Annotated in this window: 13 protein-coding genes; 11 read left to right on the top strand and 2 right to left on the bottom strand. The window is 72.0% G+C overall.

Annotated elements, in window-relative coordinates; all coding sequences use genetic code 11:
* Positions 1–7: 7 nt before the first annotated feature.
* Positions 8–1,699: a DEAD/DEAH box helicase gene (locus AB0368_RS14400; protein ID WP_366154307.1), complete on the bottom strand. Its 1,692-nt coding sequence runs from the start codon at positions 1,697–1,699 to the stop codon at positions 8–10.
* A 136-nt stretch (positions 1,700–1,835) separates the two neighbouring features.
* Here AB0368_RS14400 and AB0368_RS14395 point away from each other — a divergent pair, with 136 nt between their 5' ends.
* From AB0368_RS14395 to AB0368_RS14370, 6 genes are all read left to right on the top strand, one after another.
* A complete protein-coding gene (locus tag AB0368_RS14395; protein WP_366154306.1) occupies positions 1,836–3,101 on the top strand; it encodes an extracellular solute-binding protein in 1,266 nt (421 codons plus the stop codon).
* Entirely contained in the window at positions 3,098–4,036 is a 939-nt protein-coding gene (locus AB0368_RS14390; RefSeq protein ID WP_366154305.1) for a sugar ABC transporter permease, read from the top strand. The genes AB0368_RS14395 and AB0368_RS14390 overlap by 4 nt, the downstream gene beginning before the upstream one ends.
* Positions 4,033–4,854 (top strand): carbohydrate ABC transporter permease, encoded by an 822-nt coding sequence (locus tag AB0368_RS14385; protein WP_366154304.1) that lies wholly within the window; start codon positions 4,033–4,035, stop codon positions 4,852–4,854. Before AB0368_RS14390 ends, AB0368_RS14385 begins: the two co-directional genes overlap by 4 nt.
* A complete protein-coding gene (locus AB0368_RS14380; protein ID WP_366154303.1) occupies positions 4,851–6,257 on the top strand; it encodes a beta-N-acetylhexosaminidase in 1,407 nt (468 codons plus the stop codon). The genes AB0368_RS14385 and AB0368_RS14380 overlap by 4 nt, the downstream gene beginning before the upstream one ends.
* A gap of 131 nt (positions 6,258–6,388) precedes the next feature.
* The gene (locus AB0368_RS14375; protein ID WP_366154302.1) at positions 6,389–7,210 is read left to right on the top strand and encodes a hypothetical protein; all 822 of its coding nucleotides are present in this window, start codon (positions 6,389–6,391) and stop codon (positions 7,208–7,210) included.
* Between the two features lie 63 nt (positions 7,211–7,273).
* A complete protein-coding gene (locus tag AB0368_RS14370; protein WP_366154301.1) occupies positions 7,274–7,777 on the top strand; it encodes a GNAT family N-acetyltransferase in 504 nt (167 codons plus the stop codon).
* Positions 7,778–7,831: 54 nt separating this feature from the next.
* On the opposite strand, the gene AB0368_RS14365 is transcribed toward AB0368_RS14370, so the two are convergent.
* Entirely contained in the window at positions 7,832–8,371 is a 540-nt protein-coding gene (locus AB0368_RS14365) for a tetratricopeptide repeat protein (RefSeq protein WP_366154300.1), read from the bottom strand.
* Between the two features lie 146 nt (positions 8,372–8,517).
* On the opposite strand from AB0368_RS14365, the gene AB0368_RS14360 reads away from it, so the two are divergent.
* From AB0368_RS14360 to AB0368_RS14340, 5 genes are all read left to right on the top strand, one after another.
* The gene (locus AB0368_RS14360; protein WP_366154299.1) at positions 8,518–9,366 is read left to right on the top strand and encodes a hypothetical protein; all 849 of its coding nucleotides are present in this window, start codon (positions 8,518–8,520) and stop codon (positions 9,364–9,366) included.
* A complete protein-coding gene (locus tag AB0368_RS14355) occupies positions 9,363–10,346 on the top strand; it encodes a hypothetical protein (RefSeq protein ID WP_366154298.1) in 984 nt (327 codons plus the stop codon). Before AB0368_RS14360 ends, AB0368_RS14355 begins: the two co-directional genes overlap by 4 nt.
* 158 nt (positions 10,347–10,504) lie before the next feature.
* Complete coding sequence (locus AB0368_RS14350; protein WP_366154297.1) at positions 10,505–11,182, top strand: hypothetical protein; 678 nt, start codon at positions 10,505–10,507, stop codon at positions 11,180–11,182.
* A gap of 89 nt (positions 11,183–11,271) precedes the next feature.
* Positions 11,272–13,074, top strand: coding sequence for an aspartate--tRNA ligase (gene aspS / locus AB0368_RS14345; RefSeq protein WP_366154296.1), 1,803 nt, complete (start codon positions 11,272–11,274; stop codon positions 13,072–13,074).
* A complete protein-coding gene (locus tag AB0368_RS14340; RefSeq protein WP_366154295.1) occupies positions 13,074–13,883 on the top strand; it encodes a sugar nucleotide-binding protein in 810 nt (269 codons plus the stop codon). The genes aspS and AB0368_RS14340 overlap by 1 nt, the downstream gene beginning before the upstream one ends.
* Positions 13,884–13,885: the final 2 nt, after the last annotated feature.

Below are 13,885 nucleotides of genomic sequence, written 5' to 3'. Positions count from 1 at the left end.
CGTGCGGCTACCGGACGAAGCGTTCGCGGCGAACCGTCGGCCGACGGCCCCTGATGGTGCTGCCCCGCATCGCCGCGACGACATCGTCGGCGGCCGACTCGGGAACCTCCACCAGCGAGAACCGATCGGTGATCTGGATCGCGCCGATGTCGCGGGCGGCGAGGCCGGACTCGCCGGCGATCGCACCGACCAGGTCCTGCGGGCGCAACCCCGCCCGCCTGCCGATGCCGAAGAACAGCCGGGTCACCCCGGAGTTCGGCGCGGGGGAGCGCGCGGGGCGGTCGCGGCCGCTCCCGCCCCGCCGGGCGTCGTGATCCTGGGGATCACGGTTCCGGCGCTCCGGCGCCACCGCGGGGATCTCCTCCTCGACGGTGTCGCCGCCGGCCGCCTCGTGCAGGAGCTTCACCGCGGCGAGCGCGACGTTCTCGACGTCGAACTCGTCGGCGAGCGAGTCGACGACGACCCGGAACCGGTCCAGGTCCCCGGCTTCCAGGGCGGCCTGCAGTGACGCGCGCGTCAGTTCGAGACGCCGGGCCCGCAGATCGGTCACGGTGGGAAGCTGCTCCACGGTGACGCGCCGCCCGGTCAGCCGTTCGATGGCCTTGAGCATCCGTTGTTCGCGCGGCTCCGCCAAGGTGATCGCGGAACCCTCGCGCCCGGCCCGCCCCACCCGGCCGATGCGGTGCACGTACGCCTCGGGCGCCGCCGGCACGTTGAAGTTGATGACGTGCGTCAACTGCTCGACGTCGAGGCCACGGGCCGCCACGTCCGTCGCGACGAGCAGCTCGGTGCTCCCTCCGCGCAGGCGCCCCATGACCCGGTCTCGCTGGTCCTGGCTCATCCCGCCGTGCAACGCCTCCGCGCGGTACCCGCGCCCGTTCAAGGTCTCGGTGACCTCGTCGACCTCCTGCCGGGTACGGCAGAAGACGATCGCCGACGTGGGCGCCTCCACGTCGAGGATCCGCCCCAGAGCGGCCGCCTTGTGCGCCCGGGCCACGACGTAGGCACTCTGCCGCACCAGCGGAAGATCGCCCGGCGCAGTGGTCTCCCGGCCCATCTTGATCCGGACCGGTTCCCGCAGGTGACGGCGCGCGATGCTGTCGATCCGGGGCGGCATCGTCGCGGAGAAGAGCACCGTCTGCCGGTCCTCGGGAGTCTCGTCGAGAATCGCCTCGATGTCCTCCGCGAAGCCCATGTCGAGCATCTCGTCGGCCTCGTCGAGCACGACGGTACGCACGTCACCGAGCCGCAGCGTCTCCCGCTCGATGTGGTCGAGCACTCGCCCGGGCGTACCGACGACGACGTCCACGCCGCGCTGCAACGCCTGGAGCTGGCGGCCGATCGGCTGGCCGCCGTACACGGGCAGGACGCGGACGCCCAGGTCACGGCCGTAGCGGTGGACCGCCTGCGACACCTGTTCGGCCAGCTCGCGAGTCGGCACGAGGACGAGCGCCGCCGGCCCGGCATCCCGCTCGCGGGCGACCATCCGCTGCAGCACGGGCAACGCGAAGGCGGCCGTCTTGCCGGTGCCGGTCGCCGCCTGCCCGACCAGGTCCTTGCCGGCCACCAGCGGCGGGATCGACTCCTGCTGGATAGGTGTGGGTTCTTCGTAGCCCAGATTGGTCAGCGCGCGGAGCAGCTCCGCCCGGAGCCCCAGTCCGGCGAAACCCGCCTCGGGTGCCAACGGGTTCTCGTCCATGGCGACAAGGATATGACGAGGCCGTTCCCCGGCCGGAAGGGGTGGGGACAGGGGTTGACGGGCGGGGTCGCGCGCCGCACCCTGAGGGGCACCCAATCAACGAACTATTTACGAACATGGTTCGTCAGGAGTGTCCATGAACCTGCGCCCGGTGGTGGTCCCTGCCCTTGCCCTGACCCTCTCGCTGACCGCTTGTGCCCCGTCCACGTCGTCGTCCGGCTCCCCGTCGGACGGTGGCGCGCGGACCGGCACCGTCAAGGTCTGGCTCTTCGACGAGCCCAATCGCGCCCCGAAGGAGGCCGTCGTCAAGGACGCGGTCGCCGAGTTCACCGGGTCCCACCCGGATACGAAGGTCGACGTGGCGTACATCGCCGTGGACACCCGTAGCGAGCGGTTCAAGGGCGCCTTCAACGATCCGGGCAGCGCGCCCGACGTGGTCGAGTACGGCAACACCGACCTGCCCGAGTACGCGGCGGCCGGCGGCCTGGCCGACCTGGGTCCGGCGGTGAGCCGCTGGGCCGAGGGCGCCGACCTCAGCCCCGACGCGAAGGCCGGCGCCACCTACGAGGGCACCCTGCTGGGCGTGCCGTGGTACCTCGGCGTCCGCGCCCTGTACTACCGCACCGACGTCTTCCAGGAGCTCGGCCTCAAGGCGCCGACGAGCATCGCGGAGCTCACGACCACAGCGCGCACCATCCGCGCCAGGAAGCCGGACATGTTCGGTGTCGCCGTCGGCGGCAAGTACACGTACGCGGCCATGCCGTTCGTCTGGGACGCCGGTGGGGACATCGCGGCGATCGATTCCGCGCAGTCGCGGGCGGGGCTCACGGCGTACACGAATCTCATCGCGCCGGACAACTGCCCGCCGCAGCAGTGCGCGGACCTGACCGGCGGGAAGACGGTCGATCTCTTCGCCGGCGGCAAGGCGGCCATGGGCATTCTCGGCAACTTCAACCGCGCGGCCGTCGACGCGGGCGTTGCCAAGGGCAAATACGCCGTCGTGCCGCTGCCGGGCAGCAAGCCCGGCTCCGTCGCGCCCGCGTTCGCCGGCGGCAACAACCTCGGCATCATGAAGAACAGCAAGCGTCCCGCCCTGGCCGCGGACTTCCTCACCCTGCTGGCGAGCAAGAAGTACCAGACCCGGATGTACGAGGCGATGGGCAACCTTCCGACGCTCAAGTCCGCGAGCGCCGAGGTGGCGGCGAAGGACCCGTTCCTCAAGCCGTTCGTCGCCACCATCGCCGCCGGGACGAGGTTCGTGCCGCTCGACCCGGGCTGGGGCAAGATCGACGCGTCCGCCGTGCTGCCCACCATGATCGAGAAGGTGGCGACCGGCAAGGCGAGCGTCGACCAGGCCACCGCGGAGGCGGCGAAGCAGATCGACGCGGCCCTCACCAAGTGACCGCCGCGCCCGCCGGGGTGGCCCTCGCGCCGCCCGCCGACACGGCCGCGCCGCCCCGGCGGCGGCGCGGCCGCACTCCACTGTGGTTGCTGCTGCCGGCCACCGTCGTGCTCGGCACGCTGTTCGTCTATCCGATGTGGCAACTCGGGTTGCTCTCCGTGCTCGACTTCCGGCAGGCGCAGGTCAGCGGCGGAGAGCCGACCCGATTCATCGGTACGGAGAACTACGCGCGGCTCCTCGGCGACCCGCAGTTCTGGTCGGTGCTGAACGCGACGGTCGGCTTCGCGGCGGCGTGCGTCGCGGTGACCCTGGCGGTCGGCGCCGGCCTCGCCGTGCTGCTCACGCGGATCAGCCGGGTGCCGCGGCTGCTGCTGTCCCTCGCGGCGATGGCGGCGTGGGCGGTGCCGGCAGTGTCCGGGTCCACGGTCTGGATGTTCCTGTTCGACACCGATCTCGGCCTCGTCAACCAGACCCTCGGCCTCGACGGCTTCAACTGGACGTACGACCGCTACACCGCCTTCGCCCTGGTCGGCGCGGTCGTCGTGTGGCACTCGTTCCCGTTCGTCATGGTCACCCTGTACGCCGGCATCGAGGCGATCCCGAAGTCCGTCCTGGAGGCGGCCGCGATCGACGGCTCGAGCACCTGGCGCACCTTCTGGCGGATCATGGTGCCGATGCTGCGGCCGCTGCTGGCCATCGTGGTGATCCAGTCGATCATCTGGGACTTCAAGGTCTTCACCCAGATCTACGTGATGACCCGCGGCGGCGGCATCGCGGGACAGAACCTGACCCTCAACGTGTGGGCGTACCAGCAGGCGTTCGCCGCCAGCGAGTACGGCTTGGGCGCCGCGATCGGCGTGGTCATGATGCTGATCCTGCTCCTGGTCACGCTGCTCTACCTCAGAAGCCTGCGCCGATCCGGGGAGCCGCTGTGAGAACCACCCGCCGCCTGCTCGACGCCTTGGCCGTCCTCGTCGCCGGCGTGACGGTCTTCCCCATCTACTGGATGGTGCTCGCCGCGGTGAAGCCACCGGGGGAGATCCAGTCGCTGCACCAGCGGCCGTGGACCCTGGCACCGTCGATGGACGCGTTCCGGCGCGTCATCGCCGTCCAGGACTTCGGGCGCTACTTCCTCAACAGCGTGCTGGTGGCGCTCGTCGTGGTGGTGGCCTCGGGGCTGATCGCCTTCCTCGCGGCGGTCGCGCTGACCCGCTTCCGGTTCCGGTTCCGGACCACGATCCTGGTGCTGTTCCTCGTCGCCCAGATGGTCCCGATCGAGGCGTTGACCATTCCGCTCTTCTTTCTCGTACGGGACATCGGCGCGCTCAACACCCTCGGCTCGCTGATGCTGGTGCACACGGCCTTCACCCTGCCGTTCGCGATCTGGATGCTGCGCGGGTTCGTGGCGGCGGTCCCCGACGAACTGGACGAGGCGGCGCAACTCGACGGCGCGGGCCGCCTCACCGTCCTGTGGCGCATCCTCTTCCCGCTGGTCGCGCCCGGGCTGGCCGCCACCAGCGTGTTCTCGTTCATCACGGCCTGGAACGACTTCCTCTTCGCCCGTACCTTCATCATCAGCGCGACCGACCGGCAGACCCTGCCGATGGCACTGCTGGTCTTCTTCAAGCCCGACGAGAACGACTGGGGGGCCATCATGGCCGCGTCCACCCTGATGACGAGCCCGGTGCTGATCTTCTTCCTGCTCGTACGCCGGCGGCTCGTGGCCGGACTCGGCGGGGCGGTGAAGGATTGATCCCCCGTCCGAACCTGGTCCGCGAGACCGGCGGATCCTTCGTTCTGACCGAGCCCGCGGTGTCGCTCGACCCCGGGCTGCCGGCCGAGGGTTACGTGCTGGACGTGGGCGCCGACGGTGTCTCCGTTCGCGGCGGCTCTCCCGCCGGCATCTTCTACGGGACCCAGACGCTGCGGCAGCTGCGCGACTCCGGAACCGTGCCGGGCGTGCACATCGAGGACGCGCCCCGCTTCGGCTGGCGCGGGGTGCTGCTGGACGTGGCCCGGCACTTCATGCCTGTACCCGATGTCCTGCGCTTCATCGACCTCGCGGCCTTCCACAAGCTCAACGTGCTGCACCTGCACCTGACCGACGACCAGGGCTGGCGCATCGAGATCCCGGGCCGGCCGCGCCTGACATCGATCGGCTCCCGGCGGCCGCGGACGATGCTCGGCGCCCGGCAGCACGGGCTCTTCGACGACCGCCCGCACGGCGGCCACTACACCGACGACGACCTGCGCCGGATCGTCGCGTACGCGGCCGAGCGGCACGTCACCGTGGTGCCGGAGATCGACATGCCGGGCCACATGCAGGCGGCGATCGCCGCGTACCCGGAACTCGGCAACGGATTCACCGGAGGGGTCCGCACCTCGTGGGGCATCTCGCCGCACGTGCTCAACATGCAGCCGGCGACGCTCGACTTCTGCCGCCAGGTCCTGGACCACGTCTGCGCGCTGTTCCCATCCCCGCTGATCGGCATCGGCGGCGACGAGTGCCCGGTCGGCGAGTGGGCGTCATGGTCGGACGAGCCGCACACGATCCAGCGGCGCTTCACCGCCGAGATGGCCGCCCACCTCGCCACCCACGGCCGCCGCGTGCTCGGCTGGGACGAGATTCTGGCGGGCGGCGCACCGCCGGACGCGGTCATCGCCGCCTGGCGCGGCGTCGCGCCGATCGCCGTCGCGGCAGCCGCGGGGCACGACGTGGTGGCCTGCCCCGACACCTCGGTCTACCTCGACTACCGCCAGTCGGACGACCCTGGCGAACCGACCCCGGTGGGCACGCTGCTCACCCTCGCCGACGTGTACGCGTTCGAGCCGCCACCCGCCGACCGCCTCCTGGGTGCCCAGGCGAACGTCTGGACGGAGCACATGGAGTCGGCCCGGCGAGTCGACTACATGGCGTACCCGAGGTTGTGCGCGTTCGCCGAGGTGGTGTGGAGCGCGGGCCGCCGGGACTTCGCGGAGTTCAGCGACCGCCTGAGGCCGCACCTGGCGCGGCTCGACGCCCTGGGCGTGAACTACCGGCCGCTGTCCGGACCGCGGCCGGGCGACGCGCGCCCGGGAGCCCCGGGCCATCCGCGAAATCTCGAGGACCGGCTCGCCGAACTGCACGAGATGACGGCCGACCTGCGCAGGGTGTAACGCAAACAGCGACGCCGGCGCTTGATCAAGTGCCGGTACGGAGATCGCCGGTCCGGACATCATGCGCAGAAGGGCAGTCGCGGGCAAGGATGGAACAGTCGAGGCCGGAACGACGGGCGCATTGGACCGAATTGCTTCCCCAGGGAGACGTCGAGCACGGCAGCCGCCCGGCCCTCCCGCCGCGGGCCGCGTCCACCAAGCCGCGGGTGGTCACGATGATCGTGGCCGGGGTCGGCACCCTCGCCGTGCTGATGATCGGGGCTGTCTCCCGGTGGGGCCCCGGCGCCTCGACACCTCCGCTCGCGCACTACCAGCCGGCGCCGACCATCGCCTACACCGGTCCCGAGCTCGTGGCGTCGAGCCGGGCGCCCTCTCGACGTGCGTCCGCGCCCGCCACGGTCACGGCTGCCGCTCCGGCTCGGCGGACGAAAGTTCCTCCGACGTCGAAGCCGGCGACCTCCGCACCCGCGGCCTTCTCGGCGCTGGCGGGATTCCGCTGCCCGGAGACCCCGAGCAGCGGATACGTCGAGCGCGTCGGCAGCGACGGGTGGTACCTGGTCACCGGCGGCGGCTGGGCCGGCGACGGCTGCCGGGGACACATGGTCGCCATGCCGATGTCCGGCAGATCCGACGACCTCCGGAACGTGATGCTGTGGTGGTTCCGGATGCCGGCCCGCGCGAAGTGCGGCGTCGAGGTGTACATACCCCGGACCGGGAACGGCCGGGATGCTGCCGGGGAGCCGGCGACCTATCAGGTGTACGGCACGACAGACGGGAGCGGGTCGCGGATCGGCCGGTTCACCGTCGATCAGGTACGGGACCAGGGTCGATGGGTCGCGGCGGGAAGTTTTCCGGCGACGAGCGGGCGGTTGTCGGTGCGGCTGATGAGTCGCGGGGAGTCGGACATCCGCGGCGCGCGGCTGGGTGGCTCCGCCGTACGGGTCTCCTGCTGAGCGATTCCCGCTTCTCTTTCCCGCTTCGGGGAAACTGTCGTACCCCGGGTGGAGCATGACCGCATGCACCTCGAACCGTGGGATGAGCGGGGTCTCGACCTGGAGCGCCGGGCCAACATCCCGGAGATGAAACGCCACCTCGGCGGCGTCGAGCCGGACGAGCGGGTGGTGTCCCGGCACGAGCGCATCCTGGCGTACGGGAATTCCGGCCAGGGCCGCAACTTCCTGGTCATCGTCCCCGACGCGCCCGATCCGGCCGGCAGCGTGGGCTTCTGGGAGCGCGAGTGGCAGGGAGAGACAGTCTGGGAGATGGGCTGGCAGATCCTGCCGGGCTTCCAGGGCCGAGGCCTGGCCGCCGCGGCGACGACCGCCGCCCTCGCCGAGGCCGCGGCGACGGGCCGGCACCGATGGGTGCATGCCTATCCGAACGTGACCAATACGGCGTCGAACGCGGTGTGCTGGAAGGCGGGCTTTGTGCTGCTGGGGGAGGAACCGTTCGAATACCCACCGGGAAACCCGATCCGCTGCAACGACTGGCGCTACGACCTGCGCGCCGGGTCGTCGTGACCGGGCTCGTCGTGCCCGGGCTCGACGTGATCGGGCGGCGGCTGGTGCCCGGGTTCAGGCCTGGGGTGCCTCGGGAGCGGGGCCGACGACTTCGCGACGGTCCTGGCGCGGTTCCACGAGGAGGCGGGCGTAGGCCGCCATCGAGCGCTGGTAGCGGGGCAGGTGCGCGGCCAGCGCGCCGATCGCGATCGAGACCGCCTCCCGTTCGCGGCCGACATCGGTCAGCGCCAGGGCGAGCACCGTCTTCACCGCGTCGTCGAGCTCGTCGGAAGGTGCCGCCAACTCCTCCGTCAGCAGTCGCACGCTACGCGGCGAGTCGCCGAGGTTCCGCAGCGAGCTCGCCATCTGGATCACCGCCCGGCGGCGCCGGATCCCGGTGAGGCCGGCCCGCAGCGCCCGCTCGTAAAGAGGCACGGCGAGGTCACTGTGGCCGGTCGAGTCCAAGGAGCAGGCTCGCTCGAAGAGCCCGGCCGGATCCCCGGGCGGCAGCTCGGCAACGAGGCGCTCGATGCGGCCGAGGAACTCGTCCTCGGGACTGCCGTCGAGCGACGCCCATGCTTCGGCCAGCCGCTGCTCCCACTCAGGCGTGATCATGTCCGGAAGCCTCCCACAGCCGGCGAGTCCGCTGCTGTCTCGCGCCCGGACACTTCCGTGGGATTGACCGGACTCGAGGACCCCGTAGGCTTTCAGTAGCTTTTGCCCCATACATCTTTTGCTCTGCGTGGCTTTGAGGAGTTCGCGTGGGTGCTGCTGACCTTCGGGACGTGGTCGTCGCCCGGCAACGGGAGCTGGCCACCCGCCACGACGTACTCGGGCGCGCCGGGCGGGATCCCAGCCGCTACGAGGACCTGCTGCTGCGTGTCTTCGACGCCACCAACGACCTCGTCCGCGACCTCGACAGAATGCGCGCCCGGTCCGCCCGCCGTCGCCTCCTGGTGGCGGGCATCCTGCTGGCGGCTGCGCTGGTCCCGGCCACGTTGGTCGCCACGGGTCGCCTCCCCACTCACGGCCTGATCGTCACCGCCGTGATGCTCGCCGCGGGCTTCATCCTGTGGCTCACGGCACGCGTCGTCACGCCTGACGCCCCGGCCCGCCCGACCACTTCGAACGCCGAAGCCCGCCCGGACCCGGCGGACGCCGAACCCGCCCCGAATCCACCCCGCGCCGAACCCGCCCCGAATCCACCCCGCGCCGAGCCCGGCACGCATCCGGCCCGCGCGGAGCCCGGTTTGCATCCGTCCCGCGCCGAAGCCAGCTCGAATGTCCGGGACGCCGTGCCCCGGCCGAGCCCGCCGGACGCCGTGCCCCGGCCGAGCCCGTCCGACGCCGTGCCCCGTCCGGTCCCGTCCGACGCTGCAACCCGCCCAAGCCCGTCGCGCCCAGCGACCCGCCCGCGTTCCGCGGACACCGCCAACCGCTTCGATCCGCCGGCCCCACCCCGCAACCCCCGGCCCGACCCCGTACCCCCCGGAACGTCCACCCCGGACGGACCTCCGCCGGCCCCCCTCCAGGGCGAGCTCGTCGCCCCGGATCGACCCAGGACGCGAAGAACCGTGACGTGGCAGGACGACTCCGAGGCGGGCGCATGAGCAGCAGCACCGAGATCCCCACCGATCTCGCCCGCGTCGCCGAGGCTCTGCGTACCGAGTTCCGGCGCAAGATCAACACTCTCCGCCTGCAGCTCAGTGAGGATCTTCGCGAGGTCGCCCGGGTCGCCGAGGAGCGCAGCCGGCACCTGACCCTGCGTCTCGACGAGACCGGTGACCGGGTCACCGGCCTGGCCCGGGCGCACGACGAGCTGCGGCGGCAGACCGAGATCGAGCTGCGGGCGGCGCGGCAGGCGAATGCGCGGCTCACCGGGGAGATCCAGCTCATCGAGGGCCGGCTGCGGCTGGAGCACGGCGTACGCCCGGTCGACCTCGACGCCGTGCCGCCCGAGCTGGCCGGGTTGGTCGCCGAGGTGCGGGAGGCGGAGGACATCCGGTCCGGCATGCTCGACGACCGTACGCGCAACGATCATCATGCCGTGCTGGACGCGTACGCGGAGCTGCGACGTCTCTCCGCGGAGAGCCGTTCGCGCGCCCTCGACGCCAGCGCGATCCTGGCTCGCGCGAAGGTCGGCGGCCGGGACTTCCGCAAGGCCGCGGCCACCTACCGGCACCACTGGCAGCGGCTCTGTTCGCAGAACGCGGAGCTGGCCGCCATGCGGGACGACGTCGCCGTGGCCGAGCAGGACCTGGAGCGTGACCTGCGCCGGCAGGAGGAGTACCGCACGCACCGCGGCGCGACGGCCGTCGAGCAGCTCACCGTGCTTCTGCGCCGGCGTATCGACGCTGCCGTGGAGTCGCACGCGCTGTTCCCGCCCTGGTTCACGATCACCGAGCTCGGGCACCGGCCGAGCGCGGCCCTCGCCGGGGTGTGGCGGGACGTGGCCACCCGGGTCGTCCTCTACCGCATCACGTACGGAGTGACCGACGGCGTCTCGGCGCTCGGCGAGCCGCCCGAGGGTGGGCACCGCGCGCAGCGGTACACCGAGGTCCGGGCCGTCCTCGCGGAGCTGGCGGCGTAAGGCAAGGTCCCGAAGCGAAGTAAGCAAGGTCCCGAAGCAAAGACGAGATCTCCCTCTTCGGGGGATGGGCCGCGACCGCGACTCCTCTTAGGGTCGATCAATACCGGTATGAGGTGTTTCGCGCCGATCGCCGGCGCTTCCAGCGAGCGGAGTCGTCCATGTCGGTTTTCCGCGCCTCGAACTCGTCCACCGCCTGGCCGGAGGGCGCCGACCCGTTCCCGGACGACGGTCCCACCGAACGCCTCGGCGCGGCCGAAGCCGGCCCGTCACCCGCCCCACCCCGCCGCGGAGTGGTCGCCGCCGTCCTGCTCGCCATGCTGGCGCTGCTCGTGGCCGCGGCCTCCGCGCTGCTGGCGTGGCGGGCACTCCAGCGCGCCGAGCAGGCGTACGCCCGGCCGATGGCCCCCGCCGTGCCCTCGCCGGCGACCGGGGGCGCGTACGGGGAGGAGGCCCTGCGGATCCAGGCGGGCTGCACCGGCGTGACCTTCCTCGACCTGGACGAGCCCCGGGTCAACGCCGCCGGGCAGATCAGCGACCTGCGCTACGACAGCCGCTGCGGCGGCGAGCCGCCCCGGATCACGCTCGCGCCCGGCGCGGTGGCGGGCAGCGACGTCGGCGACGCGGACGTGGACGGCCCGGGCTGCGCGAAGGCGATCCGGACCAGCCCGCTCGGCGGCGGCATGATCGTGCCGGTGCACAAGGGCCTGGTCCTGTGCGTTCTCACCGGTACGGGCACCCCGCCGGCCACCGGAGTCAGGCTGGTCCGGGTGCAGGTGGATGAGGTGACCGGGGACGGCGAGGCCGGTCTGCGCGCGACCGCCTGGCCGGCCGGCTGACCGCGGATCCGGGCCGGTGCCGATGGGGCGGGGCCACTCCTGACAGAATGTCGGATGCGCCCCGTGAACCTGTGTGAGGAGACGTTCCCGTGATCCGTACCCATGACGCCGGCAGCCTGCGGGCCGACCACGCCGGTCAGTCGGTGACGCTCGCCGGGTGGGTGGCCCGCCGGCGCGACCACGGCGGCGTGATCTTCGTCGACCTCCGCGACGGCTCCGGCGTCGTCCAGGTCGTCTTCCGCGAGGAGGACGCGCACGCGCTGCGCAACGAGTTCTGCGTCAAGGTGACCGGCGAGGTCACCGCGCGCCCCGAGGGCAACGAGAACCCCGAGCTGGCCACCGGCGCGATCGAGGTCGTGGCGAGCGAGCTGGTCGTGCTCTCCGAGGCCGCGCCGCTGCCGCTGCCGGTCGACGACAACATCGAGGCCGGCGACGACCTGCGCCTCAAGTACCGCTACCTCGACCTGCGGCGCTCCGGCCCGGCCAAGGCGCTCAAGCTGCGCAGCCGGGCCAACCAGATCGCCCGCGAGGTGCTGCACGCCCGCGACTTCAACGAGATCGAGACCCCGACGCTGACGCGGTCGACTCCCGAGGGCGCCCGCGACTTCCTGGTTCCTGTACGTCTCCAGCCCGGCACCTGGTACGCCCTCCCGCAGTCCCCGCAGCTGTTCAAGCAGCTCCTGATGGTCGCGGGCATGGAGCGCTACTACCAGATCGCCCGGTGCTACCGCGACGAGGACTTCCGCGCCGACCGGCAGCCCGAGTTCACTCAGCTCGACATCGAGATGTCCTTCGTGACGCAGGACGACATCATCGAGCTCGGCGAGGAGCTCGTCACCCGGCTGTGGGGCGAGCTGGCCGACTACACCGTGCCGACCCCGATCCCGCGGATCACCTGGCACGACGCGATGAACCGGTACGGCTCCGACAAGCCCGACCTGCGCTACGGCGTCGAGCTGACCGAGCTGACCGACTACCTGCGCGGCACCGAGTTCCGGGTGTTCGCGGGCGCGATCGACGCGGGTGGCTACGTCGGCGCGGTCGTCATGCCGGGCGGCGCCTCCCAGACTCGTAAGGAACTGGACGGCTGGCAGGACTGGGCCAAGGCGCGCGGCGCCCGCGGCCTGGCGTACGTGGTGCTCGATGCGGAAACCGGCGAGCCCCGCGGCCCGGTGGCCAAGAACCTCTCGGCCTCGCACCTCGGTGGCCTCGCGGACGCCGTCGGCGCCAAGCCCGGCGACGCTGTCTTCTTCGCGGCGGCCACCGAGCGGCGCGAGGCCCAGGAGCTGCTCGGCGCGGCTCGCATCGAGATCGCCAAGCGGGCCGGCCTGATCGACGAGTCCTCGTGGGCGTTCTGCTGGGTCGTCGACGCGCCCATGTTCGAGAAAACTGACGAGGGCGGCTGGACCGCCGTGCACCACCCCTTCACGTCGCCGAACGCGGAGTGGCTGGACCGCTTCGAGGACGGCCCCGACCAGGCGCTGGCGTACGCGTACGACATCGTGGTCAACGGCAACGAGATCGGCGGCGGCAGCGTCCGTATCCACCAGGCCGACGTGCAGAGCCGGGTCTTCGCCCTGCTCGGCATCACGCCCGAGGAGGCCCAGGACAAGTTCGGCTTCCTGCTCGAGGCGTTCAAGTACGGCCCGCCGCCGCACGCGGGCATCGCGCTCGGCTGGGACCGTACCTGCATGCTGCTCTCCGGCAACGACTCCATCCGCGAGGTCATCGCGTTCCCGAAGACCCGCGGCGGCTTCGACCCCCTGACCGGCGCGCCCACGCCGGTCACCGCCGAGCAGCGCAAGGAGGCCGGTATCGACGCCAAGCCCAAGGCCATGTCGGGCACCCCGGGCACGGACGGTCAGGCCGTACCGGTCGAACGCTCCAACTGATGCGCACGCTGGTCGTCGGCGCGAGCGGCCACCTCGGCGGTGAGGTGGCCCGGCTCGCGTCGGCGGCCGGCGGCGACGTGGTGGGCACGGCCACGACCCCGGCAGCGGGCCGGTCACCCTTGGACATCACCGACCGCGCCGCGGTCCAGACCCTGATGTCTTCGGTACGCCCAGAGCTCGTCATCAACACGGCGTACCGAGCGGACAGCTGGACCACCTGCGCAGACGGCGCGGCGAACGTGGCCCTGGCCGCATCCACAGTGGGCGCCCGCCTCGTCCACGTCTCCACGGACGCCGTGCACGCGGGACGCCCAGCGCCGTACACGGACGACGAGCCCCCGACCCCGGTCTACTTCTACGGCGCGGCGAAAGCGGCAGGCGAGACAGCCGTCCGCGCGATCGACCCGGCGGCAGTCGTGGTCCGCACCTCCCTGATCGTCGGCGACGAGCGCAGCGCCCAGGTCCGGCTGGCGCTGGACCTGACGACGGGCCGCAAACAGGGCGCCCTCTTCACCGACGAGTACCGCTGCCCGATCGACGCCACCGACCTGGCCGCGGCGATCCTCGAGCTGGCGGCCTCCGGCTACGCCGGCGTCATCAACGTGGCAGGCCCGCAGGCGGTGAGCCGCGCCGAGCTCGGCCGCCTGGTGGCAGGGGCGCACGGCCTGGACCCGGCGGCGGTCCCGGCCTGCACGATCGCGGAGGGCGGCCTCGGTACCCGGCCGGGTTGCCTCCTGCTGGATTCCACCCGCGCCACCGGCCTGCTCAAAACCCCGCTGCGGCCGGTGTCGGAGGCGCTGCGGCGCTAGAC

Origin of the sequence: Actinoplanes sp. NPDC051475, from assembly GCF_040689425.1 — a bacterium.
Classification (GTDB): domain Bacteria; phylum Actinomycetota; class Actinomycetes; order Mycobacteriales; family Micromonosporaceae; genus Actinoplanes.
This window is presented reverse-complemented; position numbering and strand designations above follow the sequence as displayed.

What these genes read in the sequence shown, in the direction of transcription:
- AB0368_RS14340 (WP_366154295.1), top strand. Translation starts at nt 13,074, where the DNA reads ATGCGCACGCTGGTCGTCGGCGCGAGCGGCCACCTCGGCGGTGAGGTG.
- AB0368_RS14370 (WP_366154301.1), top strand. Translation starts at nt 7,274, where the DNA reads ATGCACCTCGAACCGTGGGATGAGCGGGGTCTCGACCTGGAGCGCCGG.
- AB0368_RS14400 (WP_366154307.1), bottom strand. Translation starts at nt 1,699, where the DNA reads ATGGACGAGAACCCGTTGGCACCCGAGGCGGGTTTCGCCGGACTGGGG.
- AB0368_RS14365 (WP_366154300.1), bottom strand. Translation starts at nt 8,371, where the DNA reads ATGATCACGCCTGAGTGGGAGCAGCGGCTGGCCGAAGCATGGGCGTCG.
- AB0368_RS14350 (WP_366154297.1), top strand. Translation starts at nt 10,505, where the DNA reads ATGTCGGTTTTCCGCGCCTCGAACTCGTCCACCGCCTGGCCGGAGGGC.
- AB0368_RS14395 (WP_366154306.1), top strand. Translation starts at nt 1,836, where the DNA reads ATGAACCTGCGCCCGGTGGTGGTCCCTGCCCTTGCCCTGACCCTCTCG.
- AB0368_RS14355 (WP_366154298.1), top strand. Translation starts at nt 9,363, where the DNA reads ATGAGCAGCAGCACCGAGATCCCCACCGATCTCGCCCGCGTCGCCGAG.